Origin of the sequence: Saccharopolyspora sp. ID03-671 (genome assembly GCF_045278815.1) — a bacterium.
Classification (GTDB): domain Bacteria; phylum Actinomycetota; class Actinomycetes; order Mycobacteriales; family Pseudonocardiaceae; genus Saccharopolyspora; species Saccharopolyspora ipomoeae.
This window is the reverse complement of the sequence record NZ_CP134054.1, coordinates 2018676-2035503: the sequence shown is the minus strand read 5'-3', so window position 1 is coordinate 2035503 and position 16828 is coordinate 2018676. Positions and strand designations below refer to the sequence as shown.

Annotated in this window: 15 protein-coding genes; 7 read left to right on the top strand and 8 right to left on the bottom strand. The window is 69.4% G+C overall.

Annotated elements, in window-relative coordinates; genetic code table 11:
• Positions 1-19: 19 nt before the first annotated feature.
• A complete protein-coding gene (locus REH65_RS08965) occupies positions 20-430 on the bottom strand; it encodes a hypothetical protein (RefSeq protein ID WP_406692084.1) in 411 nt (136 codons plus the stop codon).
• Between the two features lie 417 nt (positions 431-847).
• Here REH65_RS08965 and REH65_RS08960 point away from each other — a divergent pair, with 417 nt between their 5' ends.
• Complete coding sequence (locus REH65_RS08960) at positions 848-1777, top strand: LCP family protein (RefSeq protein WP_406692083.1); 930 nt, start codon at positions 848-850, stop codon at positions 1775-1777.
• A gap of 73 nt (positions 1778-1850) precedes the next feature.
• On the opposite strand, the gene REH65_RS08955 is transcribed toward REH65_RS08960, so the two are convergent.
• Entirely contained in the window at positions 1851-2735 is an 885-nt protein-coding gene (locus REH65_RS08955) for a formylglycine-generating enzyme family protein (protein ID WP_406692082.1), read from the bottom strand.
• Positions 2736-2895: 160 nt separating this feature from the next.
• On the opposite strand from REH65_RS08955, the gene REH65_RS08950 reads away from it, so the two are divergent.
• Together REH65_RS08950 and REH65_RS08945 are read left to right on the top strand one after the other, a co-directional pair.
• Entirely contained in the window at positions 2896-4299 is a 1404-nt protein-coding gene (locus REH65_RS08950; protein ID WP_406692081.1) for a PepSY-associated TM helix domain-containing protein, read from the top strand.
• A 463-nt stretch (positions 4300-4762) separates the two neighbouring features.
• Entirely contained in the window at positions 4763-6214 is a 1452-nt protein-coding gene (locus REH65_RS08945; protein ID WP_406692080.1) for a DHA2 family efflux MFS transporter permease subunit, read from the top strand.
• Positions 6215-6409: 195 nt separating this feature from the next.
• Here the strand turns inward: REH65_RS08945 and REH65_RS08940 are convergent, their stop codons facing one another.
• Together REH65_RS08940 and REH65_RS08935 are read right to left on the bottom strand one after the other, a co-directional pair.
• Positions 6410-7828 (bottom strand): FAD-dependent oxidoreductase, encoded by a 1419-nt coding sequence (locus REH65_RS08940; protein WP_406692079.1) that lies wholly within the window; start codon positions 7826-7828, stop codon positions 6410-6412.
• 61 nt (positions 7829-7889) lie between these two features.
• On the bottom strand, positions 7890-8792 hold the full coding sequence (locus REH65_RS08935) for a diiron oxygenase (protein ID WP_281457720.1): 903 nt from the start codon (positions 8790-8792) through the stop codon (positions 7890-7892).
• Between the two features lie 103 nt (positions 8793-8895).
• Here REH65_RS08935 and REH65_RS08930 point away from each other — a divergent pair, with 103 nt between their 5' ends.
• Positions 8896-9582, top strand: coding sequence for a TetR/AcrR family transcriptional regulator (locus tag REH65_RS08930; protein ID WP_406692078.1), 687 nt, complete (start codon positions 8896-8898; stop codon positions 9580-9582).
• Position 9583: 1 nt separating this feature from the next.
• Here REH65_RS08930 and REH65_RS08925 read toward each other — a convergent pair whose 3' ends face one another.
• Both REH65_RS08925 and REH65_RS08920 read right to left on the bottom strand, forming a co-directional pair.
• Positions 9584-10474, bottom strand: a complete 891-nt coding sequence (locus tag REH65_RS08925; RefSeq protein ID WP_406692077.1) for a diiron oxygenase — start codon at positions 10472-10474, stop codon at positions 9584-9586.
• A gap of 272 nt (positions 10475-10746) precedes the next feature.
• A complete protein-coding gene (locus REH65_RS08920) occupies positions 10747-11157 on the bottom strand; it encodes a DUF5997 family protein (protein WP_281457717.1) in 411 nt (136 codons plus the stop codon).
• Positions 11158-11199: 42 nt separating this feature from the next.
• Here REH65_RS08920 and REH65_RS08915 point away from each other — a divergent pair, with 42 nt between their 5' ends.
• Together REH65_RS08915 and REH65_RS08910 are read left to right on the top strand one after the other, a co-directional pair.
• Positions 11200-11937: a LysR family substrate-binding domain-containing protein gene (locus REH65_RS08915; RefSeq protein WP_406692076.1), complete on the top strand. Its 738-nt coding sequence runs from the start codon at positions 11200-11202 to the stop codon at positions 11935-11937.
• A gap of 88 nt (positions 11938-12025) precedes the next feature.
• Positions 12026-12460 (top strand): nitroreductase family deazaflavin-dependent oxidoreductase, encoded by a 435-nt coding sequence (locus REH65_RS08910; protein ID WP_406692075.1) that lies wholly within the window; start codon positions 12026-12028, stop codon positions 12458-12460.
• A 67-nt stretch (positions 12461-12527) separates the two neighbouring features.
• On the opposite strand, the gene REH65_RS08905 is transcribed toward REH65_RS08910, so the two are convergent.
• Positions 12528-13943, bottom strand: a complete 1416-nt coding sequence (locus REH65_RS08905; RefSeq protein WP_406692074.1) for an amino acid permease — start codon at positions 13941-13943, stop codon at positions 12528-12530.
• A gap of 933 nt (positions 13944-14876) precedes the next feature.
• Between REH65_RS08905 and REH65_RS08900 the strand changes: the two genes are divergently transcribed.
• Complete coding sequence (locus REH65_RS08900) at positions 14877-15590, top strand: C39 family peptidase (protein WP_406692073.1); 714 nt, start codon at positions 14877-14879, stop codon at positions 15588-15590.
• 379 nt (positions 15591-15969) lie between these two features.
• Here REH65_RS08900 and REH65_RS08895 read toward each other — a convergent pair whose 3' ends face one another.
• Positions 15970-16575, bottom strand: coding sequence for a glycoside hydrolase family 25 protein (locus REH65_RS08895; RefSeq protein ID WP_406692072.1), 606 nt, complete (start codon positions 16573-16575; stop codon positions 15970-15972).
• Positions 16576-16828 lie beyond the last annotated feature (253 nt).

The window sequence follows — 16828 nt, the reverse complement described above, 5'->3', positions numbered from 1 at the left end:
CGTCCGGGTCGTTCGCGGTTCAGCGGCGCAGCGCCTTGATGATCAGCTGACCGATGACGACGTAGACCAGCGCGGCCAGTCCGTAGTTGAGGACGACGCCCAGCAGCGCGTCGTCGGGGGTGAACACGTCACCGAGGCCCAGCACCAGGGTCTTGGCCAGGACGTAGACGACCGAGACGAACTCGTTGCCCTGGTTGGCGTCGAAGACGACGAACAGCACGTGCAGCAGGAAGATCGTGAGCACGACGCCGAGCACGACGCGGACGACGTGCGCGACGCGGGCCGAGCTCTCGTCGCGGCGGCGCCGCTCCTCGTAGTAGTCGTCCTGCGGGGGCCGACCCTGCGGGGGATAGCCGTGGCCCTGCGGCGGGTACGGGCCGCCCTGGTGCGGCGGGTAGGGGCCGTGGCCCGGGGGCTGCGGGTAATTCATGGGGCCGGATTGTGGTCAGTCGGAACCGGTCGGAACAACCCCGCGGCGATTGCGGAGAGTGGAGAGGAACGCCACGAACAACCCCTCGAAATGAGAAGAGGAATTCCGCAACCGGCGAAGACCTGGGAAATCGAGGAGTCGCCCTGCGTGAACAATTTAGCCGGGGTAAGCGAACGTTGTTCTCGCGTGATTCCGGCGAGTCCGCATCGTTGTTCCGGGCTGTGGGATCACTCCTATTCCGGATGCATGATCATCTGGCATGCTCGCCCGCCGCGCGGTAGGTCGGGGAGCGCGAAAAACCTTGCCCGAACACGACTTCTCGGATGGCAGATGAACTACGCTCAGCAACAGATGGTACACGGACGGCCACCGAACCATCGGCCGAAACGCCGTCGCACGGGCAGGAAGATCCTGGTCGTGCTGCTGGTCCTGGTGCTGGCGCTGGCCGGTTTCCTGATCTACGTGGACTACTCGCTCAAGCGGGAGGCGGCGCTGCCGACCGACGGGGAGCGGCCCGCCGACGGGCCGGGCACCAACTGGCTGCTCGTGGGCTCCGACAGCCGCGAAGGGCTCGACGCCGACCGCCAGGCCGAGCTGGGAACCGGTGACACCGCGGGCCGCCGCACCGACACCGTCATGCTGGTGCACATCCCGCAGGCCGGCGGCAAGCCCACGATGGTGAGCCTGCCGCGCGACTCCTACGTCTCGATTCCGGGGCGGGGCAAGGACAAGCTCAACTCGGCCTTCGCCTACGGCGGTCCGCAGCTGCTGACCCGGACCGTCGAAGCGTCCACGGGCGTGCGGGTCGACCACTACGCCGAGATCGGCCTGGGCGGCTTTGCCGACATGACCGACGCGATCGGCGGCGTGGACCTCTGCGTCAAGGAGCCGATGCAGGACCCGAAGGCCAACCTCGACCTGCAGGCGGGCTGCCAGGAGCTCAGCGGCCCGCAGGCGCTGGGCTACGTGCGCACCCGCGCATCGGCGCGCGGCGACCTGGACCGGGTGCAGCGGCAGCGCGAATTCCTCGCCGCGCTCACCGAGAAGGCCTCCTCCCCAGAGGTTTTCCTCAACCCGCTGCGGATCTTCCCGCTCATCCTGGACACCTCGGGCGCGTTCATCGTCAACACCGACGACCACGTCTGGCACCTCGCCGGGCTCGCGTTCGCGATGAACGGCATCGCCTCCGGGCAAGGCGTGACCACCACGGTCCCGATGTCCGGGTTCGGCGAGACCAGCGAAGGCGCCTCCGTCGTGAAATGGGACAGGGAAAAGGCGGAAACGCTTTTCGGGGCGCTCGCCAACGACACCGAGGTCCCGTCGGACGTCATCGTCACGGGAATGTGAGTCCCGGATTCCCGGCACCGAATCGGAACAATTCATTCCGATTCTGTGCCGGGATGCGCCCGGAAGAATTCCCTCAGGCGTCGGCGGCGCAGCGGAAACCGAGATTCCCGCTCGAACTGTCCGGGGTGTTCGACGTCCTCGCCGCGACCCGATAGCGGTTGCAGTAGGAGTCGTGGCACAGGTAGGACCCGCCGCGCATCGAGCGGTTCTCGATCCCCTCCGCGAAGCGGTCGGCGCACCACTCCCACACGTTGCCCGAGACGTTGTGCAGCCCGAAACCGTTGGGCTCGAAGGAATCCACCGGCGCCGTGCCCACGTGGCCGTCCTCGGCGGTGTTGCGGACCGGGAACCGCCCCTGCCAGATGTTGCAGCGGTGCTCGCCGCCCGGCGTGAGCTCGTCGCCCCACGGGTAGCGGGCCTGGTCCAGGCCGCCGCGCGCCGCGTACTCCCACTCCGCCTCGGTCGGCAGCCGCTTGCCGGCCCACGTGCAGTAGGCGACGGCGTCGTTCCACGAGACGTGCACGACCGGGTGGTCCCAGCGGCCGTCGAGGTCGCTGCCGGGTCCCTCGGGACGGCTCCAGCTCGCGCCGCTCACGCCGCACCACCACGGAGTCTGCTCCGGGCGCGGCGACTCCTTGCGCAGGTGCCCCGGCAGGAACTTGGCGAACACGTAGGTCCAGCCGAACCGCTCGGCCTCGGTGACGAACCCGGTGGCCTCGACGAACTCGGCGAAGCGCGCGTTGGACACCGCGTGGCGGTCGATGGCGAACGAGTCCACCCGGACCTCCCGGACCGGGCCCTCGGCGTCGTCGGGGAACCCGTCGGCGTCCTCGGTGCCCATCCGGAACACGCCGCCCGGCAGCACCACCATCCCGTCCCGATCGAGACCGCCCGGCGTGATCGGCTGCTCCGGCCCGCTCGCGGAACCGGAGCGCGACGGGGGACAACAGCTCGCCACTCGGCACCTCCCGCACTCGTCTTGCGCTGCGCGACGACGTTACCCGCGCGCGTCCCGCGCGGGAGGACGGCTTCCGGTGTGACGGCGGCAACTCCCGGGAACCCGGACGGACCCGGCACCGACATCTCGAACGGACGCACGACGCGCGAACGGAGACGAGATGAGCACCGAGGCGACCCCGGCTGACGAGACGACCCCGGCTGCCGAGAGGACCGCCGCCGGGAAGACCACGCCCACCGCCGGAACGTGGGCGGCGCTGCGCCCGCTGGTGCTGCGGCTGCACTTCTACGCCGGACTGCTCATCGCCCCGTTCCTGGTCGTGGCCGCCACCACCGGACTGCTGTACGTGTTCAGCCCGCAGCTGGAGCAGCTGGTCTACGACCACGAGCTGCACGTGCCCGCGAGCCCGCACCACGTGCCCGTCGACGACCAGCTCGCGGCCGCCCGCGAGGCGTTGCCCGGCGCCTCGGTGATGTCCATCCGACCCGCGCCCACGCCGACCGACACCACGCAGGTCCTGTTCGCCGCCCCGGACCTGCCGGAGAGCTTCCAGCGCACCGCGTTCATCGACCCGCACACCGCCGAGGTGCGCGGCGTGCTCGACACCTACGGCAGCGGCCAGGCGCTGCCGCTGCGCGCGTGGATCGACAACCTGCACCGCGGCCTGCACCTGGGCGACTTCGGCAGGCTCTACAGCGAGCTCGCGGCGAGCTGGCTGTGGGTGGTGGTGCTCGGCGGTCTGCTGCTGTGGTTCCGGCGCCGCCGCGCCACCCGCAGGTCCCTCGTCGTCCCCGCGCCCGCGGCCACCGGGCGCAAGCGGCTGCTGTCCTGGCACGGTGCGCTCGGGACCTGGATCGCGCTGGGCCTGCTGTTCCTGTCGGCGACCGGTCTGACCTGGTCGAACTACGCGGGCGCCAACGTCACCGCGCTGCGCGGGGCGCTGTCCTGGGAGACCCCGACCGTCTCCGCATCGGCCGTCGCGCCGGAGCACCAGGGCCATCACGGCCACGGCGGGCACGGCGCGCACACCGGCGTCGACGTCGGACCGGAGCGGGTGCTGCGGGCCGCCGAGGCCCAGGGCCTGACCGGGCCGGTGGAGATCACCCCGCCGTCCCACGGCGGCGCCTACGTGGTGCAGCAGATCCAGCGGCACTGGCCCACCCAGCAGGACTCCGCCGCCGTCGACCCGGCCACCGGCCAGGTCGTCGAGACCGTGCGCTTCGCCGACTGGCCGCTGATGGCCAAGCTCGCGCGCTGGGGCGTCGACGCGCACATGGGCCTGCTGTTCGGCGTGGTCAACCAGATCGTGCTGGCCGGACTGGTGGTGGCCCTGCTGACCGCGATCGCGCTCGGCTACCGGATGTGGTGGACGCGCCGCCCGGCAGGCAGCTTCGGCGCCCCGGTGGCCCGCGGCGCCTGGCGCCAGGTCCCGCTGCGGGTGCTGCTGCCGCTGGGCGCGGTGACGCTGGTGGTGGCGTTCTTCCTGCCGCTGCTGGGGATCTCGTTGCTGGCGTTCCTGGTCCTCGACACCGCGCTGGGGCGCTGGCGGGCGGCTCGTTCCTGACGTGACGTTCATCATCCGCTTCGCGGGAGGAACTCCGGGCCCGGGCGGCTCGACCGGCCGGGAAATTCGCTTGACCAGCCCGGATGATGGAAGACGTCGCGCACGCCGGTGAACATGTCGGTTTCGCGATGCCTCGTCGCGACGGGAATTTTCGTTCGCGCCGAGCGTTAAGCTGAACCGGAGCTCTTGGGGGACGAGCACGCTCGTGAAGGAGAAGGTTCACGTGCCGCCCCGGCACTGGACCCGCTGATCCGCCGGCCGAGATCCGGCCGCGCCCGACGCCGTCGCGGACCCCACAGCCGTGTGGGGCGATCCGCCGCGCGAGCGGACCTGACGCGCCCGCCTGAGAGCGCAGAACTCCACCGAATCGCCGTCAGCGACGCGGCGAGCCCGACCGGCAGACCGGCCGGGAGGAACACCGGCCGCGACCAGGCCCCACACGAGCGAGGTGCACGAGAACCCCATGACCGAGACGGCCGAGATCGCGGAGCCTGACCGGCAGACCACGCCGCCGAAAGCCGCCACCGTGCTGCTCGGCGTGCTGGTCGCCTCGGCGTTCGTGATGATCCTCAACGAGACGATCCTGAGCGTCGCGCTGCGCGACCTCACCGTCGACCTCAACGTTTCCACCACGACCGTGCAGTGGCTGACCAGCGGATTCCTGCTGACGATGGCGGTGGTCATCCCGATCACCGGGTTCCTGCTGGAGCGCTTCACACCCCGCCAGGTGTTCCTCACCGCGATGACCCTGTTCAGCCTCGGCACGCTGCTGAGCGGGCTGGCGCCCGGCTTCGGGATGCTGCTGTTCGGCCGCATCGTGCAGGCCGCGGGCACGGCGGTGATGCTGCCGCTGCTGATGACCTCGGCGATGCGGCTGGTCCCGCCGAACAAGCGCGGGGCCACGATGGGCACCATCTCGATCGTCATCGCGGTCGCCCCCGCCGTGGGCCCGACCATCGGTGGTGCGGTGCTGTCCTCGCTGGGCTGGCGCTGGATGTTCTGGATCGTGCTGCCGCTGGCGGTGCTCGCCCTTGCGATCGGTGCGGTGTGGATGCGACTGGACAGCGAGACCCGGTCGGTCCCGCTGGACGTGCTGTCGGTGCTGCTGTCGGCGATCGGCTTCGGCGGCCTGCTCTACGGCCTGTCGGCGATCGGCGAGTCCGGTGGTGCGCACGCGATCCCGCCGTGGGTGCCGCTCGTGGTGGGCGCCGTGGCGCTGGTCCTGTTCGTGAGCCGTCAGCTGCGGCTGCAGCGCGACGACAAGGCGCTCCTGGACCTGCGGCCGTTCCGCAACCGCTCGTTCGTGGTGCCGCTGGTGCTGGCCGCGCTGCTGTTCATGTGCCTGCTGGGCGCGGCGGCGATCCTGCTGCCGCTGTACCTGCAGACGGTGCTCAAGACCAGCACGTTCGTCAGCGGTCTGGCGGTGCTGCCCGGTGGTCTGCTGATGGGCCTGATGGGTCGGCCGGTCGGCAGGCTGTTCGACCGGGTCGGGCCGCGCCCGCTGGTCATCCCGGGTGCGGCGGCGATGGCGGCGGCGCTGTGGCTGTTCGCCACGCTCTCGCCGGAGTCCCCGCTGGGCGCGGTGATCGGCTTCCACCTGCTGCTGATGCTGGGCCTGAGCCTGATGATGACGCCGCTGATGACCTCGACGCTGAGCTCGCTGCCGGATCACCTGTACTCGCACGGCAGCGCGATCCTGGGCACGCTGCAGCAGGTCGCGGGCGCGTTCGGCACGGCGGTGTTCGTGACGGTCTCGTCGCTGAGCTCGACCAACCCGGCGGGCATCCCCGACGCGGCGGGCCTGCGCACGGCGTTCATCGTCGCCGGTGGCATCGGCCTGCTGGCCTTCGCCACCGCCCTGTTCATCCGCAAGACCGACGGCCAGGGCGCCTCGGCAGCGGCCGCGGCGCACTGACCGAACCGTCGAAAGAGGCCGGGGGCACGTGGAAACCCACGTGCCCCCGGCCTCTTTCTGGCGCCCCCCGGCCTCTTCTGCTGGTGTTCAGTTCGGTGCGTTCCTCACCAGTGGACAGTTTTAGCCATAATCACCCGTGATCAATGTCCTTTTTGTCCGGACAATTATGGCTAAAACTGTCCGACTCCAGGACCCCTACTTCCGGGAGCGGAGGAGCTTGTTGAAGGACTTGGCGTTCTTCGGGGCCGCGTGGAGGCGGCCCGCCGCCGCGTCGTCGATCAGGGCGTCGACGGTCTCCGCCGCGCACGCGCGGTTCGCACCGATGCCGCCCGCCGCGCCGCGCTTGGCCCAGCCCACCACGTAGGTGCCCGGCTGAACCCGGCCCGCGGTGTTCGGGATGACCCCGCTGGCCTCGTCGAACGGCAGCTGCGGGATCCGCACCCCGCGGCTGCCCACCGACCACAGCACCATCCCGGTCTCCACGTCGCGGCTGCCGGAACCGTCGCCGACCCGCAGCGCGCGGACCTGCGCGTCCCCGACGACCTCGGTCGGAGCCGACGAGAACCGCAGCACCAGGCGGCGGTCCCCGGCCGGAGCCCGGTCCCAGTCGACGTCCTCGACCGGCAGGTCGCGCAGCAACCCGGCGGTCGAGCCCTCGGCCGCCGAGGCGATGACCTCGCCCGCACCGCCGTGGCCGTCGACCACGATGCGGCCCGCCAGCCGCTGCTGGATGCCGACCCACTCCGAGCGCGTGAACGCCGCGTGCTCGGGCCCGCGCCGCGCCAGCAGCACGACCTCGCGGACCTTGCTCTTGCGCAGCGCCGCGAGCGCGTGCTCGGCGATCGGGGTGCCGACCAGCTCGTCGGGATCGCTGAGCAGCAGCCGCGCCGCGTCCAGCGCGACGTTGCCGTTGCCCACGATCACGACCCGTTCCGCCGACAGCTCCACCGCGTCGGCCGCCAGGTCCGGGTGCCCGTTGCACCAGGCGACGAACTCGCGCGCGGCGAGCGTGCCGGGCAGGTCCTCGCCGGGCAGCCCGAGCGTGCGGTGACCGGGCGCGCCCACGGCGTAGATCACCGCGTTGTGGTGCTCGGTCAGCTCGGTGTGGCTGACGGTGCGGCCCACCTCCACGCCCAGGTGCATCCGCACCCGCGGGTGCTTGTAGCTGGTCGCGAAGGTGTGCTCGATCTGCTTGGTGCTGGGGTGGTCCGGCGCGACGCCGAACTTGATCAACCCGCCCGGCGTGGTCATCCGGTCGATCAGCGTGATCTCGGCGTCGGTGGAGCGCAGCAGCGACTGCACCGCGTAGCCGGCGGCCGGCCCGGTTCCCACGACCGCCACGCTCGGCGCAGCGGCGTGCGTCGGCAGCGATCGTGGGAACTGCGGCTGACCCCAGGGGTAGGAGGCCGGGATCTCGGAGAACCGCTCCCGGTTGATCTCGGCGTGCACGGACAGCTCACCGGTGAGCTTGTCGATCGGGAACACCGCGTCCACCGGGCACGCATCGGCGCAGGCGCCGCACCCGATGCAGGCGCGCGGGTCGATGTAGAGCCGGTCGGTGGTCCCGAAGTCGGGCTCGTCCGGGGTGGGGTGGATGCAGTTGACCGGGCACACCGAGATGCACGATGCGTCGGCGCAACAGGATTGCGTGATCGCGTAGGTCATGGCCGTGTGCTCAGATCATGTGGACGCGCTTGTAGAACGCGATCGAGGTGCGGGTGAGCAGGCCGGCTTCGTCGAGGAACTCGATGAGCCCGGCGCTGGCGTTGCGCATCAGCGACTTGCGGTGCTCGTTGGACTTGACCTCCGCCAGCGCGCGCTTGGTGTCGATCCCGACCGAGGCGTAGACCTTCGGGCTGACCAGGGCGTTCACGATGACGTAGGCGGCGATGCTGATGATCGCGGCGCTGATGTGGCGCTTGACCCGCCCGATGCTCTGCATGTGCTCCTTGATCTCCTCCCGGGCGAACTTCATGTGCCGGGACTCCTCGACCACGTGGATCTTGGAGCTGGTGCGCACGATGTCGAGGACGTTGTCGCCGCGCATCCAGTCGCGCTGCATCACGTCGAGCACTTCCTCGGCGACCAGACCGGCGCCGTAGGCGACCTCACCGGTGGCGAGGCTCTTCAACCCCCGCGCGAGCTCGATGACGCCGCGGCTGGGGAAGTAGGCGGGGACTTCGAGCTTCTGGCAGATGCGGGCGAACATGATCGAGTGCCGGCACTCGTCGGCGACCTCGGTGAGGGCGAACTGGAACTCGGAGTTCGCGGGGTCCTTGACGTACTGGTCCCGGAGGATCATCTGCTGCAGGATCATCTCGAACCAGATGCCCGTGCTCATGATCGAGCAGACTTCGTGCCTGGTCAGCGCGATCCGCTGCTGTTCGGTGAGCTCATCCCACAGCTTGGTCCCGTAGAGCGTGCTCCACTCGGGGTTGAGGCCGTACTGGTCCTCGGGCAGCGGGCTCTCCCAATCGATTTCCGTGCTGGGGTCGTAGGAGAGCGTCTGCGAGGACTCCAGCAGGCGGCTGGAGAAGTCCTGCTCGGCGCTCTGGCCGGCAACACCGACGGCGGTCATTGCGCACCTCCGCAGTTCGTCGTACTCGAAGTAACAGGAACAGACTGTACCCCATAAATCCGCGGTTGCGGAGTCCCTTTTTCCCGGCGGCTAGACTTTGCGGGTGACCGCATCAACGACACGGCAGGTGGACGGCCGCAGCGCCCGGTGGGCGGGGTATCGAGAGAAGCGGCGGAAAGAGCTGGTCGATGCGGCGCTGAGAGCCATCGCCAAGCATGGGCCCGAGGTGTCGGTCGAGCTGATGGCCGAAGAGGCCGGGGTGGCCCGGCCGCGGCTGTACAAGTACTTCAACGACACCGCCGACCTGGGCGCGGCGATCGCCGAGCGCGTCGCCGAGATGGTCACCGAAGAGCTCGCGCCGATGTTCAACCCGCGCGGCACGCCGAACGAGATGATCCGCGCCGCGATCGGCGCGCACACCAACTGGCTGGCCGAGCACGGCAACCTCTACCGCTACCTGAGCATGAACTCGGCGACCGGTGGGGCCGGGCAGAACGTCGTCACCGACGTCAAGACGGTGATCGCCCGCCAGGTCACCGGGCTGTTCCAGTTCTTCCTGGACCAGTTCGGCGTCCAGATCCCGGTCGTGCAGCCGCTGGCCTTCGGGATCGTCGGTCTCGTCGAGTCCGGCGCGAACAGCTGGCTGGAGGACCCGGGCGGGCTCACCCTCGACGAGCTCACCGACTGGCTCTGCGACTGGACCTGGCACCTGCTCGACCAGTCGCTCCAGGTCTACGGCATCGAGCTGGATCCGAATCTGCCCTTGGCAGAAGCGGATCCAGCCGACTGACTCAGAGCATGTTCGCCTGCCGGTAGACCGCCACCGCGGGTGGGGTGAGCAGGCCCGCTTCGTCGAGGAAGTCCATCAGGCCCGCGCAAGCGTTGCGCAGCATGGACTTCCGGTGCTCGTTGGCCGCGGCGGCGGCCACCCCGTCGCGGGGCCGGATGCCGACCGCCTTGTAGACCTGCGGGCTGACCAGGCTGGTGATGATCGCGTAGGCGACGCCGGAGATCAGCAGCGCGCTGGCCTGGCGCTGCAGGGTTCCGATGCCCTGCACGTGGGCCTTGGTCTCCTCCCGGGCGAACTTCATGTGCCGGGACTCCTCGACCACGTGGATCTTGGAACCGGTGCGGACGACGTCGAGCACGCGGTCATCGCGCATGAAGTCGCGCTGCATCACGTCGAGCACTTCCTCGGCGACGAGCGTGCCCGCGTAGGCGACCTCCCCACCGGCGACGCTCTTGAAGAACCGCGCCAGTTCGATGACCACCTTGTGCGGGAAGTAGGCGGGAACTTCGAGCTTCTGGCAGGCGCGGGCGAACATGATCGAGTGGCGGCACTCGTCGGCGATCTCGGTGAGGGCGAACTGGAACTCGGAGTTCGCGGGGTTCTTGACGTACTGGTCCCGGAGGATCATCTGCTGCAGGATCATCTCGAACCAGATGCCGGTGCTCATGATCGAGCAGACTTCGTGCCTGGTCAGCGTGATCCGCTGCTGTTCGGTGAGCCCGTCCCACAGCTTGGTCCCGTAGAGCGTGCTCCACTCGGGGCTCAGCCCGTACTGGTTCGCCGGCAACGGAGCGTCCCAGTCGATCTCGGTCATCGGGTCGTAGGACAACATCTCCGACGATTCGAGCAATCGCGTGGAGAAGTCCGGTTCCACGTGATGGACAGCAGTCATGTCCACACACCTCCGCACTACGCTGTACTGGAAGTAACAGGAACACGACTGTAACCCATATTTTCCTGATGCAGAACACCGTCTGACCAGCGGTGCGGGTAGCGGAACCTCAGACGCCGCCTGGACTCCGCGCGTCACCCCTGACCTATGCCGATGCACGGCGTCGCGGCGTGCTCGCCGGACGACGCCGAGAACCCGCGGCGGTGCCGGTTGCGGGCGTGGTGGTCACGCCTCGCGGCCGGCGCCGCTCGCGCGCAAACCTGCGGTCCTGATCAGGAGTTCTCGCGCGCCTTGGCGGCTTTCGCGGCCTTGTCGGCCTTGCGGGCGCGGGCCCGCTCCTCCTCGCGGCGCGCCTCGACGCGGGTGGTGCGCTCCTGCTGGAGCCACTCCGGGTCCTCGTCGCGGAGGGCGTTGATCTGCTCGGTGGTCAGCGGGTCGGCGTAACCGTGGCGCGCCAGGCCGCTGATCGACACCCCGAGCTTGGCCGCGACGACCGGGCGCGGGTGCGGGCCGTTGCGGCGGAGATCGCGCAGCCACTCCGGCGGGTCGGCCTGCAGCGCGTTGAGCTCGTCGCGCGAGACCACGCCCTCCTGGAACTCGGCGGGGGTGGCCTCCAGCAGCACACCGAGCTTCTTGGCCGCCGTGGCGGGCTTCATCGTCTGGACGGATTTGCGCGACGTCATCCGACCAGCGTATCCGGTGACTCCGGTAGGTAGTCTGGCCAGGTGACAGACTCGGCCGACTCCTTCGACCTCGCCTACGTCCCCGGCGTGACGCCCGACAAGTGGGCGCGCAAGTGGCAGGAGCGCGAGCCCCGGGTTCCGCTGCACCTGCACCAGACCCCGCCCGCCGAGGCGACCGGGCTGATCCGCGGGGGAGAGGTCGACGCGGCGCTGCTGCGGCTGCCGATCGATCGCACGGGCCTGCACGCCATCCCGCTCTACACCGAGCAGACCGTGGTCGTGGTGCCCAAGGACCACCTCATCGCCGCCGCCGACGAGGTCACCCCCGAGGACCTGGCCGAGGACGTGGTGCTGCACCCGCTCGACGACGCCCTGGACTGGGAGCGCCCGCCGGGCCTGCCCGCGATCGAGCGCCCGGCCACCACCGCCGACGCGATCGTGCTCGTCGCCGCCGGGGTGGGGCTGCTGGTCGTGCCGCAGTCCCTGGCCCGGCTGCACCACCGCAAGGACCTCACCTACCGGCCGATCGGCGACGTGCCGGAATCCACCGTCGCGCTGAGCTGGCTCGTCACCGACGAGACGCCCGACCTGATGGAGCAGTTCATCGGGATCGTCCGCGGCCGCACGGTCAACAGCACCCGGGGCAAGCAGCAGGCCGAACCCGAGCGGAAGGCCAAGAAGGCGCCGGCCAAGGCGCAACCGGCCAAGCCCCAGCCGCGCAAGCCCGGGAACCGGCGGGGCCCGGCCCCGGCGAAGGGCCGCAAACCGCGCCGCCGCTGAGGTCTCGATCGGGTGAGCCGCGTGGAATGCGCGGCGGGCCCGTGATGTTGTCGTGGTCACATCCAGTTCTCGTGATGGAGGTACGACGATGCCGTTGACGGGCGAGTACGAGCCGAGCCCGACCGAGTTCGTGCGCGACCAGGTGGAGAAGTACGAGAGCTCGGGCGGTACCGAGGGCGCGACGATGCACGGGTACCCGGTGGTCGTGCTCACGACCAAGGGCGCGAAGTCCGGCAAGATCCGCAAGACTCCGCTGATGCGCGTCGAGCACGACAGCCGCTACGCCGTCGTCGCCTCGCTGGGCGGCGCCCCGCAGCATCCCGTGTGGTACCACAACATTCGGGCGAACCCGACCGTCGAACTGCAGGACGGGCCGGTGCGCAAGGACTACGCGGCGCGCGAGCTCTCCGGTGACGAGCGGGAGCTGTGGTGGGACCGCGCGGTCGCGGCCTTCCCGAACTACGCCGAGTACCAGACCAAGACCGACCGGACGATCCCCGTCGTCCTGCTCGAACCCGCCTGATCTTCCCGCAGCTGAACGAAAAAACGGCTTCCGGGTCCGCGCCCGGAAGCCGTTCTTCGTTCAGCGGTCAGGAACCGAGGGACTGCTTCGCGCGGTTGCGCGAGATCGCCCACCAGCCGAGCGCGATCACCAGGACGATCGCCGGGATCGAGTAGAACGCGATCTGCTCGGCGCCGTCGGAGAAGCCCATCAGGAGCACCACCAGCGCCAGGAAGGCCAGCGTCAGCCAGTTCGTGTACGGCGCGCCCGGCATCCGGTAGGTCGGCCGCTCGATCTCGCCGCGAAGCGCCTTGGTGCGCAACCGCATCTGGCAGATCACCAGCGTCGCCCAGGTCGCGACCACGCCGAGCGAGGCGATGGCCGTGGCGATCTCGAACGCCTGCTCCGGCACCACGCCGTTGAGGACGACGCCCAGCACGAGAGCGACCGCGGTGAACAGGATCCCGCCGAAGGGGATGTTGTTGCGGTTCATCCGCGCGGCGAACTTCGGGGCCTCGCCGTCGTTGGCCAGCGCCCGCAGGATCCGGCCGGTCGAGTACAGCCCGGAGTTGCACGACGACAGGGCGGCGGTGAGCACCACGGCGTTCATCAGGTCGCCGACGCCGGGGATGCCCAGGCGGGAGAACACGGTGACGAACGGGCTCTCGTCGGCGTTGAACACGGTCCACGGCAGCAGCATCGCCAGCAGCAGCACGGAGCCGACGTAGAAGATGGCGATCCGCCACACCACGCCGTTGATGGCCTTGGGCAGCACCTTGCGCGCGTCCTTGGCCTCACCGGCGGCGATGCCGACCATCTCGATGGCCGAGTAGGCGAAGACCACCGACTGCATCGCCATCAGGGTGACGCCGAAGCCGCTGGGGAAGAAGCCGCCGTGCGCGGTCAGGTTGGCGGGGCCGGCCGGCGATCCGCCGATGTCGGTCGCGGTGAACACCAGGCCCAGGCCCACGACCAGGAACACCAGGATCGCCACGACCTTGACCAGCGAGAACCAGAACTCCAGCTCGCCGAACAGCTTCACCGACACCAGGTTGACGGCCAGCAGCACGCCCAGCGCGATCAGCGCCGTGATCCACTGCGGCAGGTCGGGGAGCCACCGGTGCACGTAGATGGCGACCGCGGTGATCTCCGCGATGCCGGTCATGGCCCAGTTCAGCCAGTACATCCAGCCCGAGGCGAAACCGGCCCAGGGGCCGATGAACTCGCGGGCGTACTCCACGAAGCTGCCCGCGACCGGCCGGTACAGCACCAGTTCGCCGAGCGCGCGCATGACGAAGAACGCGGCCAGACCGCACAGCGCGTAGGCGACCACCAGCGAGGGGCCGACCGCGGCGAGCTTGCCTCCCGCACCCAGGAAGAGCCCGACGCCGATCGCTCCACCGATGGCGATCATCTGCACCTGGCGGTTGCCGAGCGACTTCGAGTAGCCCTCGGCGTCGGTCGTGGGCGCAGCATCAGGCCCCGACCGCAGCGATGAATCCACGAAAATCAAGTCCTTTCGTGACCAGGACATGTCGGAAAAATGCGACGTCCAGGCGTTTCCGTGCCGGTGATGGGTCATCCGGCGGGGCGATACTAGTCATCTGCTTTTTGCGTTCGTGTTGCGCACGAGTCGGATTCGCGTGGTTCACATCGGTTCTTCCCAGAATCCTGCTGGTGTGTCCTGCGTCTCGTCCTCGCTGGTGGCGGACGTCCGGGGGAGTGCGAGGCCGGGGCCTGCTAGGCCGTACAGCTGCCCGGCGCGTCGGCGTTCGTCGTCATCGGAGATCCATCAAATGGGAAATTCTCGCCCCGCGCGCCCGGAGATCGAAAAGGAGGAATGGTGCGATCTCGCTCAATGCGGATCAATTCGGGCTTGGCCGGTGGGCGCCCGGTTGCGGAGTGTTCGCGCGGAGTGACCGCGAATGTCTTGATCGACGGATCGCCGAGTGATCCTCTTGTGCTCGCCGGCCTGGTTCGGAATGTGACGCTGATTACTGGTTCGACATTGTGTGGTCGGATGATTACAGAAGAGTTCTCGGCCGGGGCCACGCTCCGTCAATTGCGGGTTCGCGCACTGCATCGCAATTATCGCGGATCGTGTTCGCCTGTTCACCGACAGTTCTTGTCCGGGGAAGTCGATCGCGTCGCCGTGATCCTTGCTCGTGCCTATGACCTGGGGAAACGATCACGTGACAGCGAGTGAGAAGGTGGCGCGGGTCTCGATGGATTGCTCCATTCGGCCCATTAAAGGATCGTCGCTTGGCGTAAGGATATGAAGTTGTAATGTTCCCGCCCCGAAACGGAGACTTAGATGCCCCGGCTCGCAGTTGCGGTAGCCCCGATCGGATTGGCCGCAGCCTTGGGCCTCGGTGCATTGGCAAGCGCCGAAACATCGACCCCGCACAGCGTTGACGCCGCTACGCAACCGGTCGGTGTGCAGAGCCCCTCCCCCGCCCTGACCCCCGCAGCCCCCGAAACCCGCGCGCCCATCGCGCTGGCCCCCTCGGCCCCCGCCGCCGTCCCCGCAGCACCGGCCGCCCCCCAGGCCGACGAGAAGGCGGAGAAGAAGCCCGAGGAGGCCGAGAAGAAGGTCGAGAGCAAGCCGGCCGAGGTCGTCCCGCAGGCCGTCACCAAGTCCCTCCCCGTCAACTACGAGGCCCAGGTGACCGGCTACTGGTGCGGTCCCGCCGCGACGCGCATCGCGATGTCGAGCAAGACCGGCGAGCTGCCCTCCCAGACCGAGCTGGCCGGCCTGCTCGGCACCACCGAGAACGGCACGGACCACGTCGGCCAGGTCGCCGACGGCCTGAACAAGCTGCTCGGCCCGACCGGCACGCAGTACGTGGCCAAGGACCTCAGCAGCCGTCAGGTGTCCCCGGAGATGAAGAAGGAGCTCTGGGACGACACGGTCCGCAACATCGACGGCGGCAAGGCGATGGTCGCCAACATCGTCGCGCCGCCCGGCAACCAGCCGCCCGGCTACCCGTCGAGCCAGACGATCTACCACTACGTCTCGATCGTCGGCTACGACGCGGAGAAGAACAACGTCCAGATCGCCGACCCGGCGAACTTCGGCGGCAACAAGGAGTACTGGCTCAGCCTCGACCAGCTGACCTCCCTGGTCCAGCCCCGCGGCTACGTCGCCTGACGCTCCAGCACGACCACTGCGCGCACCGACTGCGCACACCGACTGCGGCGGTCCCCACCCCCGGGGGACCGCCGCAGTCGTGTTGGTGGAGTGATCCGGACAACGTCGAAGCGGTGTCGGGCGTCTGACGGATGTCTCGATCACTCGGAGGAGGGCGACCGTGCTCAGGAGAGCCGGGATCATCACCGCGCTCGTCGCGACCTACGAGCGGACCCGCTGGCAGGCCGTCGAAGGCCCGGCGGAGGGCCCGCCGACCGCCGGAGCCGAGACCGGCGACGGGCGCCTGGTGGTCATCGGCTCCACCGGGGGAGCCGTCGCGGGAGAACCCCTTCACCGCGATCCACCAGGGCTGAACCGCGCGGGGTTCGGGCGGTCTCGCTCAGAGCGTGAAGGAGGCCAGGTTGTAGGCGCCGACGGTGGCGTTGCGGTCGACTCCGCCGGGGATCCCGGGCACCTGACCGGCGTCGGTGTGCTGGTGCAGCGCCAGGCGCGGGTGGCCCCAGCCGGGGTTGCCCGGGTCGCCGTTGTAGCGGGCGATCCACAGCAGGACGTCGTCGCCCGCCCACAGGTTCGGGTCGATGACGTTCTGGAACCAGTTCAGGCTGGAGTACACCAGCACGCCGCGGACGCCGGTGGCGATGCGCAGCAGCCGCACGAACTCGGCGATGAACCCGTTGGGGTCCGGGATCTCCGGGTCCTCCATGTCGAGCATCGGCCACATGTTGCCCGGTTCCTTGAGCCCGTGCTGTCCCAGCCACCAGGCGAAGTGGCCGACCTGCGGGTCGATCGCCCCGGGCCGGGCGAAGTGGTACCCGCCGGTGACGACGCCCGCTCCGCGCGCTCCGGCCGTGTGCGCTCCCGCCGCGTCGTCGACCCACGACTGGCCCTCGGTGAGCTTCATGCTCGCGAAGGTGATGTTGTTGCCGCGGACCGCGGCCCAGTCGTCGACGGCGTTGTGGTGGCTGATGTCGATTCCGTAGTCCATGGGGTCCCTCATCCTGGTGTTCTCGGGTTGCGCAACGCTCGCGAGGGCACGGCGACGAGGGAGGCCGTCGGCGTTCCCCTGGCCGGACGGTCGGCTGCGCTGGTGATCAACCCATGTCCGCCCACGATCTCAGGAAAAGATCTCCCCGTGGGGTGAACATCTGGAATTCCCGCCCGCGAAGCACCCGGATGGCCCAGTTCCGACTGGTCCTGCCGGGGGAGTGTTTCGGGATGTTGCGCGGAGGAAACGGAAT